General features: G+C 61.7%; 17 protein-coding genes and 1 riboswitch. Of the genes, 7 read left to right on the top strand and 10 right to left on the bottom strand.

What is annotated here, in order from left to right; genetic code table 11:
* Positions 1-4 precede the first annotated feature (4 nt).
* On the bottom strand, positions 5-160 hold the full coding sequence (locus tag N3C12_05795) for a hypothetical protein (protein MCX8071947.1): 156 nt from the start codon (positions 158-160) through the stop codon (positions 5-7).
* Positions 161-617: 457 nt separating this feature from the next.
* Here N3C12_05795 and N3C12_05790 point away from each other — a divergent pair, with 457 nt between their 5' ends.
* The 4 genes from N3C12_05790 to N3C12_05775 all read left to right on the top strand — a co-directional run bounded on the left by N3C12_05790 (position 618) and on the right by N3C12_05775 (position 4,611).
* Entirely contained in the window at positions 618-1,268 is a 651-nt protein-coding gene (locus N3C12_05790; GenBank protein MCX8071946.1) for a TetR/AcrR family transcriptional regulator, read from the top strand.
* Positions 1,265-2,293, top strand: coding sequence for a hypothetical protein (locus N3C12_05785; GenBank protein ID MCX8071945.1), 1,029 nt, complete (start codon positions 1,265-1,267; stop codon positions 2,291-2,293). The genes N3C12_05790 and N3C12_05785 overlap by 4 nt, the downstream gene beginning before the upstream one ends.
* Positions 2,294-2,347: 54 nt before the next feature.
* Positions 2,348-3,844: an FGGY-family carbohydrate kinase gene (locus N3C12_05780; protein MCX8071944.1), complete on the top strand. Its 1,497-nt coding sequence runs from the start codon at positions 2,348-2,350 to the stop codon at positions 3,842-3,844.
* Between the two features lie 107 nt (positions 3,845-3,951).
* Positions 3,952-4,611 carry an alpha/beta hydrolase-fold protein gene (locus N3C12_05775; GenBank protein MCX8071943.1) on the top strand — a complete coding sequence of 220 codons (660 nt, stop codon included), beginning with the start codon at positions 3,952-3,954 and terminating at the stop codon, positions 4,609-4,611.
* Between the two features lie 178 nt (positions 4,612-4,789).
* On the opposite strand, the gene N3C12_05770 is transcribed toward N3C12_05775, so the two are convergent.
* From N3C12_05770 to N3C12_05740, 7 genes are all read right to left on the bottom strand, one after another.
* On the bottom strand, positions 4,790-5,626 hold the full coding sequence (locus N3C12_05770; protein MCX8071942.1) for a hypothetical protein: 837 nt from the start codon (positions 5,624-5,626) through the stop codon (positions 4,790-4,792).
* A gap of 241 nt (positions 5,627-5,867) precedes the next feature.
* Positions 5,868-6,944, bottom strand: coding sequence for an iron ABC transporter permease (locus N3C12_05765; GenBank protein ID MCX8071941.1), 1,077 nt, complete (start codon positions 6,942-6,944; stop codon positions 5,868-5,870).
* A 7-nt stretch (positions 6,945-6,951) separates the two neighbouring features.
* Positions 6,952-7,812 carry a cobalamin-binding protein gene (locus tag N3C12_05760; protein ID MCX8071940.1) on the bottom strand — a complete coding sequence of 287 codons (861 nt, stop codon included), beginning with the start codon at positions 7,810-7,812 and terminating at the stop codon, positions 6,952-6,954.
* 44 nt (positions 7,813-7,856) lie between these two features.
* Positions 7,857-9,146, bottom strand: coding sequence for a hypothetical protein (locus N3C12_05755; protein ID MCX8071939.1), 1,290 nt, complete (start codon positions 9,144-9,146; stop codon positions 7,857-7,859).
* Complete coding sequence (locus N3C12_05750; GenBank protein MCX8071938.1) at positions 9,143-11,176, bottom strand: TonB-dependent receptor; 2,034 nt, start codon at positions 11,174-11,176, stop codon at positions 9,143-9,145. Before N3C12_05750 ends, N3C12_05755 begins: the two co-directional genes overlap by 4 nt.
* Positions 11,177-11,194: 18 nt before the next feature.
* Positions 11,195-12,175, bottom strand: a complete 981-nt coding sequence (locus N3C12_05745) for a hypothetical protein (protein MCX8071937.1) — start codon at positions 12,173-12,175, stop codon at positions 11,195-11,197.
* A gap of 37 nt (positions 12,176-12,212) precedes the next feature.
* Positions 12,213-13,598: a hypothetical protein gene (locus N3C12_05740; GenBank protein MCX8071936.1), complete on the bottom strand. Its 1,386-nt coding sequence runs from the start codon at positions 13,596-13,598 to the stop codon at positions 12,213-12,215.
* Positions 13,599-13,773: 175 nt separating this feature from the next.
* A riboswitch (cobalamin riboswitch) is annotated at positions 13,774-13,955 on the bottom strand.
* Between the two features lie 221 nt (positions 13,956-14,176).
* On the opposite strand from N3C12_05740, the gene N3C12_05735 reads away from it, so the two are divergent.
* The 3 genes from N3C12_05735 (at position 14,177) to N3C12_05725 (ending at position 15,710) form a co-directional block, all read left to right on the top strand.
* Positions 14,177-14,653, top strand: coding sequence for a CBS domain-containing protein (locus N3C12_05735; protein MCX8071935.1), 477 nt, complete (start codon positions 14,177-14,179; stop codon positions 14,651-14,653).
* Between the two features lie 33 nt (positions 14,654-14,686).
* Positions 14,687-15,271, top strand: a complete 585-nt coding sequence (locus N3C12_05730; GenBank protein ID MCX8071934.1) for an elongation factor P — start codon at positions 14,687-14,689, stop codon at positions 15,269-15,271.
* Positions 15,272-15,482: 211 nt separating this feature from the next.
* Positions 15,483-15,710: a hypothetical protein gene (locus tag N3C12_05725; GenBank protein MCX8071933.1), complete on the top strand. Its 228-nt coding sequence runs from the start codon at positions 15,483-15,485 to the stop codon at positions 15,708-15,710.
* Positions 15,711-15,792: 82 nt separating this feature from the next.
* Here the strand turns inward: N3C12_05725 and N3C12_05720 are convergent, their stop codons facing one another.
* Both N3C12_05720 and N3C12_05715 read right to left on the bottom strand, forming a co-directional pair.
* The gene (locus N3C12_05720) at positions 15,793-16,389 is read right to left on the bottom strand and encodes a hypothetical protein (protein MCX8071932.1); all 597 of its coding nucleotides are present in this window, start codon (positions 16,387-16,389) and stop codon (positions 15,793-15,795) included.
* A 351-nt stretch (positions 16,390-16,740) separates the two neighbouring features.
* A complete protein-coding gene (locus tag N3C12_05715; GenBank protein MCX8071931.1) occupies positions 16,741-18,459 on the bottom strand; it encodes an amidohydrolase family protein in 1,719 nt (572 codons plus the stop codon).
* Between the last annotated feature and the right edge of the window lie 56 nt (positions 18,460-18,515).

Below are 18,515 nucleotides of genomic sequence, written 5' to 3'. Positions count from 1 at the left end.
GCGACTAGTACTCGTCTTCCTCCTCCTCCTCGTCGTCCCAGTCTTCCTCGTCCCAGTCTTCCTCGTCCCAATCCTCTTCCTCATCCCAATCTTCGTCTTCTTCCTCTTCCCAGTCTTCCTCTTCTTCCTCGCGTCGTTTGGCCCACCAAAGTTCGTCCATGGTTCCTCCTTGCATTGGCCCCGCCAAAGCGCTCAAGCGACTAACGACAGTGTTCGCCTAAGTCAACAATTGTGATTCTGTCGCTCATGTCCTTCCCCGCGCCTTCGCCCGTAGCAGGTCCCGCGAGTTTTGCACACCCTGCTTTTCCACCGCGCTCACCGCTGGGATCAGGCTGGCCTGAGCAAAGCAGTCACCCGGAGCGCGAGAGCACGCGCCCACGCAGCCGATTCAGCACCAGGCCGGAATTTTCAGCGTGTCGAGCCCGACGCTCTCAGGACCGCACACCGGCCGGGCTTGGGTTTGCGTTTCCGTGCGCCCTTGCACCCACGCCGCTGAAGCAGATACAGCTTCGCTTCGTCTCCTACGCTGCACATGGCACGCAGGCCATTGACAATGCCTGGTGTTCTCCCGTACAGCTGGCGTTCAATCGATCGATTAAAGCAATGAGTTTAGTTTTATGCGTTCGGCATTAGAGCGAGTGCGCGAAGAGCCCCAATCGACGAAAGCCCGAATTTTGGCAGCGGCTGAGGAAGTGTTTGCCGCCAAGGGCTTTGCCGGCGCCTCCACCCGCGAGATTGCAGACAAAGCCGGGGTGAACATCTCAAGCTTGCATTACCACTGGGAGTCGAAGGAAACGTTGTATTTTGCCGTTTTTCAAGACGTGTACGACCGCATCGTGGCGGTGATTCGCTCTGCCTTGGAACAACAAAAACCCGGCAAGGACCGAGGGCGGACGATTGAGACCGTCATGGGAACACTCTTCGACTTTTTTGCCGACCATCCCACGATTCCGCGGCTTCTGGTCCGGCGCCTGGTGGAGAACGACGAGGGTCACGCCGACATCGAGAATCGCGTGTTGGTCCCCGCGTGGAAGGTCTTTGCTGAATGGACACGCGCCTACGGCGGTGTGCGGCGGAGCGAGCTCGAGGCAAATCTCTTCATGCTGACGGTGGAGAGCGCTGTCCTCTTTTTCCTGCTGGACAGCGCCCATGTGAAGGCGCTTCTGGGGAGCAGCGTGCGGGCACCGGAGCTCCGCCAACGCGTGCGGGATTACGTCATCCAGCTCGTGCCCACGTTGCTCGGGCGTCGCGAGCGCAAAGGATCGTGAAGGCATTCGTCACGGCAAGTTTCGACCCGCAGCAACTCGAGCGTCTCCGTTCGTGGATGCCGGTCGAGTACCAAGACTGGCGCGCTCGAGGAGAGATCTATTTCGACGGCGCCGCGTTCGCGGAGCGCATCAATGGAGCGCAGGCCGACGTCCTGATTGTCGAGGCAGACCTCGTGCACGATGACGTGCTCGACCGCACCAATCTCTGCCTGATTGCGTGCTGCCGCGGAGATCCCCTCAACATCGGCTTAGCCAAGGCCACGGCTTTAGGAATTCCCGTCCTATACACGCCCGCGCGCAACGCCCGCGCCGTTGCGGAGTTGACCATTGCCTACATGTTGGCCTTGGCGCGCAATCTCTTTCCTGTGAACCAGGGGCTCAAGCAAGGCACTCTCCGTTTTGAAAACGCGGGCGACTACCTGGCGGCCTACCAACAGTACGGCGGGTTCGAACTCGGGGCATCGACGGTGGGGATCGTGGGCTTCGGAGCCATTGGCCAACTGGTGGCGCGGTTAGCTCGAGCCTTCGGAGCACGGGTGCTCGCTTACGACCCGCACGTCGCGGACTCAGTCTTCCACAATGCCGGTGTTGAACGTTGCAGCTCGCTTGTGGAGCTCCTCCCGCAAGTGACTTTCCTCACTCTGCACTGCCCCTTGAACAGCGAGACCTTCGGTTTGATCGGCCGTCGCGAACTCGCGCTGCTGCCACGCGGCTCATACTTCCTCAATCTCGCTCGAGCGCAACTCGTCAACGATGATGCCCTGTTCGAGGCCCTGGTGAGCGGTCACCTGGCGGGAGCCGCCCTCGACGTGTTTGTACAAGAGCCCGTTCAACCCGAGAATCGCTTCGTGCAGTTGCCTAACGTCCTTGTCTCTCCCCATCTCGGCGGAGCTACGCGCAACGTCGTCGAACATCAGAGCAAGATGGTGGTTGACGACATCGGCCGTTGGCTCAAGGGCGAGCGGCCGCGCTTCCTTGCCAATGCGGAAGTGTGGGAACAACCACACCGCAAGCAACCACGGTGACCACCAACGATCTCGAGGCCAACATCGTAGTCGACCTTTGGTCAGGGCACTGCCATGGACTTCTTCCTCGCCATCGATGCGGGCACCGGTAGCGGAAAATGCGTAGTGTTCGACGCGCACGGGAAGTTGCGCGCGCGGGCGGCCGAAGAGTGGACCTACGAGGTTACGCCGGACCCGGAATTGCCCTCGGTTAAATGGTTCAGTTTCAACCCCAACGCGTTCTGGGCTACCCTTTGCCGTTGCATTCGCGCCGCGGTGGAGCAAGCGGGCGCCGCACCCAAAGATATCGCCGGCATTGCAGCCACGAGCCAACGCGAGGCTTGCGTGTTCGTCGACCACCGCGGCATCGAGGTGTACGCCGGCCCAAACATCGATGCGCGCGGCTTCCGCGAGGGCATGGATGTACTGCAAGTTTTCGGCGCTGAGCGGCTCTACCGGATCACCGGGCACTCGGCCCCGTTCATTTTCCCGCTGTGCCGCTACTTGTGGTACCGCAAGCGCAGCGAGAGCGAAGTCAGCCGAATCCTGATGATGAACGACTGGATCCACTGGCGGCTCACGGGCGAGTTTGTGTCCGAACCCTCGAATGCGACGGAATCCATGCTGTTCGACGTGGCGGGGCGCACCTGGGCGGCGCAAATCCTCGAGGCGTTCTCCATCCCGCGCTCGCTGTTGCCCGACATCCGCCAACCCGGGGAACAAGCGGGGAACCTACGGGCGGACGTTGCAGAAACTCTCGGGCTATTGCCGGGCACGCCGGTCTTTGTCGGCGGCGCAGACACTCAGTGCTCCCTTTTGGGAGCAGGCGTGCTGGATCCGGGTGTCGTCGGTGCCACGTTGGGCACGACCACGCCGGTGCAAGCCGTGACGGACGAGCTCTGCCTCGACCCCCAATCTTCTCTTTGGGCTGGTTGCCACGTGGTTCCGGACCGCTGGGTTTTGGAAAGCAACGCTGGGGATACAGGGGATGCCTACCGCTGGCTCATCGATTTGCTGCGCGGCGACCAACCACACGAGGTCGCTCGCACTCAACTGGAGGCGGCTGCCGCCGCGTGTCCGGACACATCGGCAATCTTGTTCGTTGGCCCCTCGGTGTTCGATATCCAACGCATTGCCCTGCGTCGGCCAGGTGGCATCTTGTTCCCCTATCCAACCTTGCATGTGCGCCCGAGCGCAAAAGAGTTGATGCGCGCGTTCTTCGAAAGCGTTGGCTTTGCGCTGCGCGCGAACTTGGAGCAGCTCGAGCGAGTTCTCGGCACGCCGCCACGCCGCATCGTGCTGAGTGGAGGGATGACGCGGAATTTGGCCTTGCTCCGCATCCTCGCCGACGTGTTGGGCCGACCGCTGCAGGTTGCGAACGAGCCTGAAAGTGCGGCCCTCGGCTGTGCAATCCTGATGGCCAGCGGCGGGAACCTGGACAAGCTGCGAAGCACAGCGCAGTCGTGGGTCCAACACCAAACCCTGGAGCCAGCACCGAACTGTGAGCGGTACGCAGCGCGGTACGAAACCTGGCGCCGTCTGTACGAACAGTTCTTCGACCTCGAACTTTAAAGCAAAACGGTTCCCAGCCTGGCCACTCGTGGGAGCGTCGCTCCGCCCTTACTTTAACCCTGTGGCAGATGTGGCCCTAACATCGGCTTTCGCATAAAAGCCGGCGCATGCGACTCGTGCACGCCATATACGAACCGAAAGGCGACGGTCCTCACCCAACGATTCTCGCGCTCCACGGCTGGGGAGCCAACGCCTTAGATTTGCTTGGCCTCGCGCCCCACGTAGGCCACGGTCGGTTTTTGTTTCTCTGCCCCCAGGGTCCGCTGGAAGTGCCGCTCGGTCCCATGCGTGGCTACGGATGGTTCCCAATTACAATGGGAGCACCTCCGGATCCTTATGCATTCGCAGCGGCCGTTCGCGAACTGCAGAGCTTCCTCGACGCGGCCTTGCAACGCTACCCCGTAAACCCGCGCAAGCTTGTCTGCTTGGGTTTTAGCCAGGGCGGGGTCATGGCCTATGCGCTAGCGCTGAGCGAACCCGCACGCTTCGCCGCCCTCGTTGCTCTAAGTTCCTGGCTTCCCGCGCCGCTGGTACGAGAACTGCAGCCTGCAGACCGATCGCACCTCTCCACGTTGGTCCATCACGGCACGCGCGACGAGCTGATCGACGTCAGTCGCGGGCGCGAATCCCTCGAACACCTGCGCGCCCTGCGCGTTCCTGCCACGTACCGGGAGTTCGATATGGGGCATGAGATCAGTGCGCAAAGCCTGGCAGATCTCTCGCGCTGGCTGGAAGACAAGGTACTCTCACCAATCGTCACACTTTGAGCCAATCTTTTGCCCACCGGCGCCGGCGCAACACAACGTAGCCTGAGATCGCAACGACTCTCGCCACAAACACCCCTCCGCTTGTCGAACGAACGTAGGCAAGGGCGCCCTACGGCTCACGGCAATTCAACAAGTTCGGGTGCCGGTGGGCCAGACTTGTTGCGCAGGCAACGCCGGATTACGGCCTCGCCCACACGGTGATCGAACCGCCAAAGCCCCAATCTGGGGACTCCTCGTTAATTCCGTAAGTCCCGGTGGGTCGAAGCAAAATGTCGTAGCCACCCATCGGCAGTCGAACGTCCACGCCGGGTTGCCACAGGATCAAGTCAAAGTTCTCTTTGCCGGGAACATCCACAATCGCCCCGTTGATCTCCGAGCGCAGGGCAAGCTGTTCGTTCCACATGTAAAAAATTCCCCCGCCGTATACGATCGCTTCGCGGGCCGTGGGCGTGATATCCGAGACAAACCGATATCCACCGTGCGCGCGCACAGCAAACGGTGCGAGATGGGCCGCCACCGTCGCAAACGGCAGTACTCCCACCTCCCCGATGCCCAAGTTCTTGTCTTCGTCGCCGGTGGGGAAGCTCACCTGCAAGCCCGCGCCCGCATCCAAATACTCGCTGCGCAACGGAAGCACCTTGGCAAATAAGGAGACGTCACCCGGGCCTTCTTCACCGCGGCTGCGGACATTTGAGCCCTGGCGAACCTCCACCTCGGAGTGTTGCCAGAAGGGGAATGTCAGACCGGCTTCGAACATGTCCATCCCGTAGCTCGCCCGCAGCGCACCGAAGTCCACCGAACTGGTGGTCTTGTTGCCGACGGCATCCTTGACCACGTCCTGCACCACGCCAGCCGCGCCTTCGACCCAGAACCCCTCGCTCACTGCGGCTTCTTGTTCGTAGCGATCGAAACTGCGCGAAATTCCCGCGGCTTTCGTCTGCGCTTCTTGAGCCGATGCCGCCACCCCGAAAAGCCACACACTTGCGAACACCGCCATCCCCACACGCTTGACCATGCTCCCAACCTCCTTTCCCTCGCGGCCTGCCACGTTTTGGCAGAAGCTCTACCGCGCCCTTGCTTCCACAAGTGCTACGCCGGTGTCAAGGCGACACGGCCTGGAAATATCGCCGTGGCTGGAATGCACGACCGTCACAGGAACCCCTGCTCGGGGGACCAACGCAGCCAGCCCATGCAGAGACGAGCCGCGTTCGACACACTTCCCGGACGGCTCGGTTTCCGGCCTGGGAAAACGAGCGTTACGTGTAAAAACGCCGCTGTTCTCGGCGCAAAAGGTACAAGAAGAAAGGGCCCCCGGTGAGCGCAGTGACCACGCCCACGGGAATTTCCACCCCAGAGACCAAGCTTCGAGCAACTGTGTCTGCCAGCACGAGAAAGATTGCGCCTCCCAGGGCGGACGCTGGCAGCAACAGCCGGTGATCCGCGCCACAGAGCCCGCGCAGAGTGTGCGGCACGATCAAGCCCACAAAGCCAATCATACCGCTCACGGCCACCACAGCACCGACGAGCAAAGAGGAGCCGAGAAAAGCCACGCGCCGCACGCGTTCGACGTCTGCCCCCAGTTGCCAAGCACTCTCCTCGCCAAGGCTCAATAAATCGAGGCCACGCGCCTGGCTGCACAACCACACACCCGCAAGCCCGCAGTATGCTGCCGCCGGCAGCACGAGATCGTATCCATAGGCCGCTACGCTGCCGACCAACCACGAGAGCAGCCCTTGAGCCTGATAGAAATCGGCCAAGAAATTCACGAACAAAATGACCGCGCCGGCAAACGCATTGTAAACAACGCCCGCCAGCAACAGCACATGCGGCTGCAGGCGTCCGTGAATCAGCGAGATTTTGTACAGTACCGCTACCGACACGAACGCACCTGCCGCCGCCGCGAGCGGCAAAACCCACATCTTCCCGAGCACAGCCCGACCACCCACCACCACCGCCAACGTCGCTCCTAACGCCGCACCCCCAGAAACCCCAATCAAGTGGGGTTCGGCCAACGGATTCCGCAGCAACCCCTGCAATGTGGCTCCCGCCAACCCGAGTGCAGCACCCATGACCGCAGCCAGAGCGATGCGCGGCAAACGCGTGCCGAAAAGGATGGTGCGATCGACGCTGCCTTCGGAACCCCAAAGCACCTGGCTCCAATGCAAGGACACATTCCCCACCACAGCCGCAACCACCATAGTGGCGAGCAAAGTGAACGTAAGAACGGCCAACACAACGACCACGCGTTTGCGGGTCAGGTACGGGCGCTCACTCTGCCGCGGTAGCGACCATGAGCGCGACCACGCGCTCGGCCCGACGCCATCAGGGTGCATGGTGCTGTCACTCGGCTGGAGCCACGTTCGTGAACGCTTCCGGATGGATGTCTTCTGCTAGCGCCCGCAGTCCCTCCGGCAAGCGCGGACCCGGGCGGAGGATGCGGTCGTCAGCCCGAATCACAACACGCCGGTTTTTCACGGCGGGCAACAGGGGAAATTGGTCCCAAAAGGCCACCCCATCGCCTGCATTCGTGCTGTCACTACCCATTGTGGCATCGATGATGACCTCGGGGCCTGCCTGGAGAACAGACTCGATCGAAACCTTTGGCCAACCGTGCGCGCGGACCACGTTTGTCCCACCGGCCAGGTGAATGAGTTCATCCTGCATCGTTCCAGAGCCAACCGCAATCAGCGGGTTCCGACCAACCACGAACAACACCTTTCGAGGGGGACAACTAGCAACAAGGCGCTGCGTGGCTTCTATCGAGGCAACGAAACGATCTGCAAGGCGATCCGCATGTTCTTCGACCCCCAACGCCTTGCCCACTTGGCGCACGGTTGCAGCCAGGTCTTGCACGGTCTGCGGATCTACGACGAACACGCGCAAACCCAAGTTCCGGAGCTGCTCAACCGCACGGCGATTCCCCGGGCTCGGGCTGACCAGCACGATGTCCGGACGGGCATGAAGCACCGCTTCCACGTTGGGAGAGAGAAACGTGCCCACTCTCGGGAGTGTGAGCGCTTGCGGAGGGAAGTCACACTGCGCCGTGGCGCCGACGAGGCGGTCGCCGACGCCCAATGCAAACACGAGCTCCGTGAGCGCCGGAGCCAACGACACGATGCGTTGCGGCGCACCATCGGCACGCGCAACGCCTCCCGCCCTTGCGAGCAAGCACACGCAAGCGAGAACAGCGGCAGAAACCAAGCACCGCAATCCACGAGCAGCACGAGTGTTTTGCAAAGTCAGCCTCACTGGAGAAACACCAGGTCGAAGGGTGGCAAACCGGTGAACAGCGGTGCCGGTGTCAGCTCTACACCATCGAAGGTGCGAAACACCCGCACGCCAGGACGGTGCAGATTACGGTCGGTGAGGAACAGATACCCGCGATTGCTGGCCTCGATATCGGACAAGCCATCGCTTGCCGGTACGATCGTCTCCACCTGGCGGCGCCGCAAGCTAAAGCGTACCAGGCTTGTGGCAAAATCCGGCCGGGAGATAATCGCGTAACCCAAATCCTCGTCGACTAAGACGAAATCCGTCACATCCCCGCCCAATTCCTCTTCGTTCAGCAGCAAACCCGAAGCGCGCAAGGTCTCCAAGTTCACAGCCTCGATCCCACCATCGGCAACTCCGAACTGCCCCACGAGGGAAACGTACAGCGAATCGCCACGGACCGTGAGCCCCTTGGTCATGCCGAACGGATTCGGCGCACTCAGCTCCACAGCCCCTGTGACCTCATCGGTGCGGGTATCGACCACCACAAGCGTCCCGTTCCGCACCGGGGAGAAGTTTTCCAAACGTTCAAGAGTGACAAACAAGCGCTCGCCCACAACCGCCGCTTGGTTGGCCTCCGGACTCCCGTCAGCATCAACGAACGCACGCAGGTCAATTTGGCCGAGAACAAAGTCACTGCAATCCGACGCTGGATGGGGATTAACCTTGAGAACCCATGGCCGCGCAAGCAAGGGCATGTAGGCCACTACGCCCGTACGAAACGCAATGTCCTGCGGATTCGAACCGTTGCCGGTCGAACACTGCACGACGCTGCGGAATCCACCAGCCGCATCAAGGACTTGCAAATTATCGCTGCCGAAGCGGTTGACCACATACACCCGGCGACCAAACACCCGAGCCACCGGATCAGCCCCGAGGCGGCGGGCGGGAGTGGTCGGCTGGACGGCAAACGGGGGTTCTGCATCGACCAAAGCGAAGCCCCCGGTTTGAAAGTCCGTTGCCGTCACGAACGCAACGGGAGGCAGCGCCGGGGCGGTGAGCAACTCTTGCACAGCAGCCACGATTTCCTCGATCGTGACCACCCCGTCACGATTCCCGTCTCCCGCTGGGCAGTCGCGCAGTTCCGCTTCACCTAAGCCGATGCGAACGAGCTGGATCACTTCATCGACCGTAACACTGTCGTCCACATTGCAGTCTCCCGGCAGCACTGGCGCCGCGGGCACTGCAGCCGCGAAGCATGCGGCTTCGAGGAACACACACAGCGCCCATGCCCAGAGAAGTTGGCAACCGTGGTCCTTGTTCATTGTCTGCTCCCTGAGAGGTTCCAGGTCACCGTCGCGAGGATCGCGCGGCCAGGCAGCGGGAAACCGGCAACGTCCGAAATTTGGTTATCGGTTGCATTGCGCAACTGCAGCGTGGCCCGGAACCCATATGGCAACTCGCACTTGAGGCCGAGGTTATGCACCGTGCGCGCCGGTACAGCGTCGTAGTTGGCCTGGTCGAGGAAGTTTCCGCTGACATAGTTGAACTCGAAGAACGGTGACACCGGACCGAGCGATAGGCCGACCCGCGTGTACAGTTCGTGTTGCGGACGCCCCGGAAGTCGTTTCCCAAGGTAAATGCCTCCGAGCACCGAGCTGCGGTTTTCTGGCTCCTGCCAGGTGTAATTGGCATCGATGAGGAGCTGCTTCCGCCAGTCCAGACGCAACCCTGCCTCATGACCGCGGAGTCGCGCTCGGCCAACGTTTTCCGGCTTGAAGATCGCGGCGGAGCGCTGCACGAACACGATCAAGCGCTCGACGTCGTTGTTGAAATACGCATACTCACTCTGGAGAGAAAGGTCGTGGGCGGAAAAGTTGCGTTGCCAACGGAACCCAATGTCGCGATTCCACGCCTGCTCCGAGCGCAACTCCGGGTTGCCGATCACACTGCCGGTGTTGCCGAAGAGCTCTGTGAAATTCGGCGTGCGCCCATAACGACCTAAGTTTCCACGCAGCACCAAGCCGGCCGCCAACCGCCACTCTGCACCGATGCTCGGGCTCCACAGCCTGGTCTCGCGCTCTAAAGGCGGAATCACGCGCCCGAAGCTTTGCCAGGCGCCGTCGGAGCGGTCGTACACCCATTCGACACGCATCGTGGGAACAAGCAAGACGGCAGCTCGCCACAACTCCCATTGATGCTGGAACACGGGCGCAAGCCGCCAGCGCACAGCGTTGGGCTCGCGCGGAGCACGCACGGCCGTATTCTCCGGCACAAACTCTTCGCGCGTTCCCTCCAGAAACGCCGAAAGCGTTTGCGTGTAGGAAGCGTAGACCGTCGTTGTCGTATTGGCACCGACGAGCCAGGAATCGTCTCGGCGATTCTGCTGCCCGGCACCTAGCTCGCCGAAGGGGTCGCGGAAGTGCGACCGATCGAAAACGAAAAACACTTGACCTTCGGTATCGATCGACGACGCCGGCCAAGCCGCCGCACGGCCGCGCGCAGCTTGCAAGAGCCGAAGCCGGCCCGCCCAAGCATGCAGCGATGGGTTGGCGCCACGGCCGGGTAAGTCGTTCTCCTTCCAAAACAGCTCCTGCAACACATCAGCCCACCTGCCCGTATCCCACTCTCGGCGCGCCCGCCAAAGCATCGAGACACTGTCAAAGGAGTTGTGCACCCGTGTTGCGTCGCGGTCGTCGAGAGGATTGAAAGGAGTGTCGTTGTCGCTGCGAAAGCGAAAATTCCCCGCGCTCCCGAGATACGCAACGTTCCCGAACAACTGAAACTTGCCCACCCGTTCCACGATCGTACCGCTCGCTTTTCGAGTCGTAAACGACCCGTACCCGAGCGTTGCTTGCCGGTACGGCGTGTCGGTCGGCTTCTTCGGGATCAGGTTCACGGTACCCCCAATGCCAGCCACGCCGAAGTTGACTGGCGTGGTACCGCGGTAGATGTCGATGCGCTCGAGGCTATCGAGCGGGAGGTCCGCTAGGTTGACCACTTCGTTTTGTGCCCGCGAAAGGGGAATGCCATCGAAATACACCTGCACTTCGTTCGCCCCGGAGCCACGAATAGACAAGGTGCTAAAGGCCCCGAGTCCGCCGTAGCGGCGCACGCTGACGCCCACGGTGTCTGCCACGGCATCCGTTACGCTTTCGAGCTCGTCAGCGTACCGCTCCGTCTCCACAGAGTTGACAAACGCGGTCGGAGCATGCGCGCGGCCTTCCGCAAGGGGAGAGGCTCGTACGGTAATTCTTTCGTGGATTTCCGCGCGAGCAACGGCACCGACACGAGCGAGGCCTCCGAGTACGCTGCTCACAAGGAGCAACACCCCAACCTCGACTCTTCTCCACACCGCCGCGCACTCCCCTGCCTAAAATCTCGTCGGCGCAGCCCTCTGGCTACACGCGTCCTGACGCAGCGCTGCCACAAGGTCGGCCACCGATAGCCTGCCATCGTCGTTCCAGTCGGCAGCCACCGAGCTCTCGAACAACGCATTCCACAGTGCCTCTGCGATCGGGCACATCGCCGTTGGCGAGCTAGTCGGCGGAGGCTGCGGTGTGGCCGTGGGCGTCGGCGTGGTCGAAGGTGTCGGCGTGGCCGTTGGCGTTGCGTTCAGGGACGGCGTGGGCGAGGGACTCGCCGCTGTCTCCGGAGTGCAGGGATATACTGCCGCAACCGCATCTAAATCGAAACCTGCGGTGCCTCCCCCGGGCAAGCGGTTGCCCGGATCGTCAATTAAGTTGCCGACGTCGGTGATGCGCACAAAGCGGATCCACTCCAAGCCGACTTGTGCCAAATCGAAGGCATCGCCACCGGCTACGCTTGGATCGCGCGGATCGATGCCGTTTTCGGGATTGCTTAATACCGGGGTCTTGCCGGCTAAACCGTCCCAAGTCTGCGCATTCCAGGGAAACTCGCGAAAGTGCACGCCATCTTGGCTCACGGCGACAAAGGCGAGCTCGGCGAACACTGGTCCGGTTGCTGATCCAACATGGAACGCGTTCTCGAACACCAAGAGATCCGGCCCCGGGCCGTCGCACGCCACTGGCGGATCGAAGCGCAACACGATCTCGCCGCCGTGTCCGAGCGATACGACATCGAGCGAACCCTCGAGCAGCCCACCGCCGTGTGGTGGGCCGAGGACCACTTCAGGAAGTCGGTCTTGTCCGTAGCCTGCTCCCGCTCCTGGGCGAAAAGCAACCACCGCATCCGCAAACGGGCCCGCCCAGCCAGTGTTCGGAACCAGCGCAACGAAGATGGGTACCACGAACAACCACCACCGCCGGCGCGCGTGGCAGCGCACCCCCGCTGGTCGGCACGCCGCCACGACGCGACAGACAGGTGGGTTCATGCTCGCCAGCGCGTTTCCACGGGCGGCAAGCCGCCACTTATGGTAGGCACCGCAACGTCAACCGATCTATGTCCGTCCTTTGCGCAGCGTCCCGCACGCGGACTCGCAGGGCCTTGCGTCCCGGCCGCAAACCTCGCGGCGTGGAGACCAGCGGCACCTGCACGGGAACAGGTCCGACACACACCGGACCAGTACCGCCCAAGTTCGCCTGGGCTGCTGCTAAGAGCGTCTGCACACTGGTGTCTAAAGCAGCCTGACCCGGCTGCGCGATCTCGATGCTTGCCAAACCCGGCACCGTGCAGCCTGTCCGGGGTACGCGCATACATACACCCACGGCGAAGGTACAGGTGCCGTTCGCAGCACCGTCGCGATCGCACGCGTCGCCATCGCGGCACTCAGATTTGGAAGTGGGTTGGCCCTTGCGGTTGAGCAACGGCACAACATCAGAAAATTCGCTCATGCAATCACGGCTCGCCACGCCGCCACCGCCAACCAGGCGGTCGAGAGGGGTGAAGGTCGTGACATCGGCGGAGCCGAAGTCGACAACGTACACGCGCCCTGAGATCGGATCGACATCGATTCCCGTGGTGAAGGAAAAACCACGGGCAAACTCGGTGACGTTACCCAACTCATCCACAGCAACAATGGTGCTGCTGCTGAAATCGTTGGTGAATCCTCCGGTTACCAACAAGCGCCCGCGGTGATCGAACGCCTGATCATACGCGCCGGAAAGACCGGAGACGATCAGCGCGTGCGTATTGGTGACCGGGTCGTACCGCAAGATACGGCCGACGAAGCTATTCGTTAGCTCGCCAAAGTACAGACGGCCCTCCTCGTCGAACGCCAAGCCCGCAACATAGTCGTAGCCCGTGAACAACGTGTCGAACGGTGGGTACCCGAACGCACGATGTCGCAACACACGGCCACTGCCGCTACCGGCGGCGTCACCGACGTACGGCTCGCCATCGGGGGCGAGGGCAATTCCCTGCACAAAAGGAATCGAGCCTGGGGCATCGATTTCCAGGCCAACGGCGCTGACCGGCGATGACACAATCGTGGGATTCGGTAGGGCAAACACTGTGTCGCCGGTCAGCGCTCCGCTTTGCTCACCACCATTATCGGTAATGAACAGGTACGCATGCGTACCTGCGAGCCCGCCGATCGAGTTCAGGTTAGCCACCACGGTAGTGACAGTGCCGTCCCAGTCCCGGCGCGCCACCGATTGGGTTCCACCCCCAAATGAGCCTTGCCCGGTGAACACCGCCGTGCCCACCACGGCCACGTCGCCCGTTGCGGCGCCCGGGAACGTGACTTGACCGACGATGTAGTCTGGCGGACCGACAACTGAAGCCGCCGCTCCAGAAGCCCAAAACAGAGCCGCAATGCCAGTACACCAAAACCAACGAACCAAACGTTGCTGCATGACAAACCTCCCCGTGTCATGCGCTCCAGCGGAAGCGCGGGTTGTCGCCGGGCCGATGAGCGAGGGCGCACGCAGATCGGTTGGCGTCACGCAAAAAACCCGGCAGCGCGCTTACGCCCCGGGCATGAGCTTTTTCCGACCCATTCTGCATGGCCCTCACACCCCGGAAGGCACCTCTCGTTTTCCGCTGCGGGCCAGGTCTCCTGGCTCTCGGCAACCTACTCGCGGCGCCTTCCCACCCGAGCGAATCGGGCAGTGGCATCCTTGCCGCTTTCGTTCCGATTACAGTGGCGGGGGCCGCGCCGGCCTCGCACCGGCTTCCCTTAACCACGCAGCAACTCGACCTATTATCGAAGCCAAGCAATCCCGTCAACCCCGGTCACCGACCGATTCGGCTTCAGGGCCTACAAGCTAGCAAGCGTGGATAGACCGCGGCCGCAAAAGAGCCACGTCGGTTCTTGAGCAACTCAGCCAAAGCAGGCAGAATACGATACACCCCATACGGCGTGCGGGAGCGGTTGGCGGCAAGGTCGGTGGCACAACACGCTGGGACAAATTGCAAAACGAAGGAGGCTCCCATGCGGAACGTCAACGAAGTTCTCGAGAAGAAGGGCCGGGGCGTGTGGACGATTCAGGCCACCCAGACCGTATACGAGGCACTGGAAGAGCTAGCCGCGAGGGATATTGGCGCTCTTTTGGTGTGCGACGGAGACCAGGCCGTGGGGATGTTTTCCGAGCGCGACTACGCGCGCCAAGTTGTCCTCAAAGGCAAGACTTCCAAGGAAACGTTGGTGCGGGAGGTCATGAGCGCGCCGATTATCTTCGCTCATCCCGAACAAAAGCTGGAAGAGTGTATGGCACTCATGACCGAGCGCCGGATTCGCCACTTACCGGTCGAAGAGAACGGCAACGTCGTCGGGATGATTTCCATTGGCGATGTGGTGAAGGCGCTCCTCGAGGAGAAGCAGTTCCTCATTGAACAACTCGAAGGTTACATTGCAACCGGCGGATGGGCAGAAATTTCCCAACCAGGCCTTGGGGCTCGCCCCCGCTGAACCAGCAGAAAGGAGATCGAAGGAGGTTGACGGATGCCGACCGTTTCGCCCGCAGAGTTCAAGCGCGGAATGGTACTGCTGTTGGACGGTGTTCCCCACGTCATCGAGGAAATGCACAGCACCGGCACAGCGAAGTTCAAACAAAAGGTTCACGCGCGCATGCGCCACTTGGCCTCGGGGCGGGTCATCGAGCGCACATTCGCCGACACTGAGGCGGTGCCCGTTGCCGATCTCGAGCAACGCAAGGCGCAATTTAGCTACAAACAAGGAGATACGTTTATCTTTTTGGACAGCGAAAGCTTCGAGCCGCTGGAGCTCTCGAGTGCGCAGGTCGGCGAGAAGCGCTGGTTCCTCAAAGAGGGGGAGGAATACAAGACGCTGTTTATCGACGGGAAACTCGTCGACGTCGTCCTGCCCGATCAGATTGTCCTTCAAGTGGTGGAAACTGGGCCCCCGCAGCGCGGCAGTTCCGACTCGACTTGGAAGCCAGCGAAGTTGGAAACGGGGCTAGAAATCATGGTTCCGCTGTTCATCGAAACTGGCGAGCGCGTACGGGTGGACACTGCGGAGCGGAAATACTCGGGCAAGGAGTCGGAGAAGAAGTCGGCTCGGGGTTGAGCGCGGGATTGCAGCCTGACGTGCCGCCCGTAGTCGTCACGGACGGAGCGGCGGACGAACACGAGCGGTGCGCAAAGCGAGCCATTGAATCCAGACGGTGTTGCGGGAGGTTACCGGTTAGGCACCGTTGCGGCGGCGGGCCCGGCGGTTCGCAATATCCGTCCAGCACTTTCCACACCCGCAGCCGGGCTGCCTCCACCACCGCATCGCCGTGAATGAGCTCGCCGGTAACCACCGGGACCACCTGCGCTCCGAGAGCACGACCGAGTCGCCCCGCACGCTGCGCTGCGCGCGCCACGTCGTCAACCCCAATCCCAGCCGACACTTCTACGACCAAATAATCAACCTCGCCGGTCTCCCGCGACTTGCCTTTGATCACGATATCCGCAAGCCGGAGCTCCCGCGCTTCCTCCTCGGACAACTTGCCCTCTTCTTCTAGCGAATCCAACAACCCTGTCAGTTCCTCAGCGGCAAGAGGGTGGATTTTGCCGGGCAATGGGGAGAAGTAAGACGGTGCGCGTTCAAAGTCGCGCTGCTCCAACTGCCACCCTTGGAGCTTGGCGACCTCTCTCGTGAGCCGAGAACCCATCGCCCGTAGGTCCTGCGCTAACTCCGCTAGCGCACCTTGCATGCGGCTGCTGCGCCTCAGCTAAGTGACGCATCTCATCGGTGAATGTCGATACCTTTGCTGACAGCTCGTCCACCCGCGACGTCAGTTGTTGCATCTGCTGGGTAAGGTCGTCCACGCGGGCGGTAAGCTGGTCCAACCGTACGGTAAGCTGATCCACTCGCGCGGGCAGCTGCTGCATCTGCTGGGTGAGCTCCTCAACCCGTACCGTCACTTGTTGCATGTGTCGCGCGAGATCGTCCACCCGAGCAGCAAGCTGGCCCGTCCGCTCAGAGAGCTGGCTGACGTGTGAGGCCCGTGCGCGGACCTGCTCGGTAAGTTCCGCAAACTCCTCTGCTAAGTGGAGGAAGAGCTCATCAATCTCAGAGCGTCGCTTCTCCTCGCGCTCAGCAGCTTCAGCCAGGCCCTGAGCCAGAGCATCCGACCTCTCCGTCAGGGACAACAGCACCTCTGCGACCTTGGCCAAACGCTCGTCCGCGCGCTTGCGCATTCGGCCATACGAGCCATTGCCCCTGGGAGTTCCTCTAGCTCGTCGAGCAAAAGCAGACCGCTTAATCGGGCGCCTAACGCTGGCCGCTCATCCAAGAGACCAAACAGTTTTTGCACATCGTTCTCAGTCAAGCCCATGTTCACAAATCAACCCAGATCGCCTGCAAAAGTCGATAGAAATTTCTCGAAAATTGGCAGAAACGCGGGAAATACTCGGCGCTAGCCCAGAACGGGAGTTGCTTGCCCCGTCCCACTTTCTCAGTCAGAGGTCGCCGGTGCTGTCACAGTGAAAGCAGACACATCCGGGGGCAACCCACCCTCGAAGCGCCTGCCGCCTTTCGAGTACGTGAAGCTATGGCTTCACGGTGCGGGTGTCTCGACCCGAGCGGAGGACGGTGCCAGGCATGGCTCCGGTCAGGCGCCCATCCTCAACCACCGCAACCCCGTTGACGAGCACGTATTTCACCCCAACTGCTTCCGCGTACAGGCGCTCTGCCCCACCTGGCAAGTCGTTCCGCGAGCGAATTGGCGCGCTGCCAACGCTCGTCGGGTCGAACAGCACCAGGTCCGCAAAATATCCCTCAGCCACACGGCCGCGTCCCTTGAGTCCAAAAAAGCGAGCGGGCACATCGGTCATGAGGTAAATCGCTTCCTGCCACGAGAGCAAGCCACGCTCACGCACACTCTGCGCAAGAAACGCCGTCGGGTAGCGGGCTCCACACATGCGGTCGAGGTGAGCCCCAGCATCCGAGCCGCCCAACATCGCGCGCGGATCGCGCCACACTTGCAAGCGTAAGCGCCAGCTTTCTTCATCGTCGTCAGCAGGTTGTGGCCACAAACCCGTGCGCAAATCATCTGCCACAACAATGTCCAACAGTGTATCGAAAGGATCCCGACCGCGTTCGCGGGCAATCTCCGCGACCGTGCGACCGGTTAGACCCTGATTTTCCGGGGCGAACGTATCGCCAATTTCATACGCTCCCCAACGGATCAAACTGGCTAATGCGCCCGTGACGCTTTCTGCACTGGCGCGAAGCTGGCGGCGTGTTTCGGGGTTGCGCAGCGCTTCCAAACGCTCGGGTACGGGCAGACCGAGCACGGCTCCCCATCCGGGAAGCGAGTTGAGCGCACAGTGTTCGAGAAAGCTCATCTTGAGGCCGCCTAAGATGGGCATGGTCAAGGCAACAATGCGTGCCCCTTGGGCCTGGGCGCGACTGCCGGCCGCCAGTTGATGTTCATGCCGCCCGCGGTTAGCCGCCGAGATGCCGAGCACGTTCCAATTCAAGGGACGGCGCGCCGCGCGCGACATGGCCACCATGAGGTTGACTTCGGTGTCGCTGAACTGAGTGAGACAGCCATCGACGATGAGTTCCAACGTCGTCCCAGGGTGCGATCCGGTCGCCCGTGCCAGCGCGAGCATCTCATCCGGCGCCGCAAACCGAGAAGGCACCGGCTCCCCATTCCCATCCGCATGGGTAAATGCTTGCGAAGAAGAAAAACCTAAGCCCCCTGCAGCGAGGGCTTCGTGCAGCAAACTGACCATGGCGCGAACCTCGCGCGGGCGTGCCATTTGCCCCACTGCTCCTTCGCCCATCACCGCTCGCCGGAGTGCGCAGTGGCCAACGAGAAAACCCACATTCAATGCCACCCGGCCTGCGAGCTGGTCCAAGTATTCCCCGAAGCCTCGCCAGCTCCAGGGCACACCCTTCTCCAGCGCCGGCAGCGGCATGCCCTCCACCTTTACCATCATGTGGCGGAGGTAGTCAGAATCGCTGTCCCCACGCACCGGTGCCAGCGTGAATCCACAATTGCCACCGATCACGGTCGTGACCCCGTGGCAACTCGAAGGCGTCAGTGCCGGATCCCACCAAATCTGCGCGTCGTAATGGGTGTGCGGATCGATAAACCCGGGCGCAACCATTAACCCGGTGGCGTCGATGGTTGCACGCGCCCCGTTGCCAATCTCACCCAAGGCAACAATGCGGCCGTCGCGAATGCCTATGCTCCCTGCCTTCGGCTCCGCTCCGGTGCCGTCGACAATCAGCCCGTTGTCGATTCTCAGGTCCAACATGGTCGTGCTCTCCAAATTGTTTGCCGCCTAGCATGACAAAGAAACGAACATTTGTT

Source organism: Candidatus Binatia bacterium (assembly GCA_026415395.1).
Taxonomy (GTDB): domain Bacteria; phylum Desulfobacterota; class Binatia; order HRBIN30; family HRBIN30; genus HRBIN30.
This window is presented reverse-complemented; position numbering and strand designations above follow the sequence as displayed.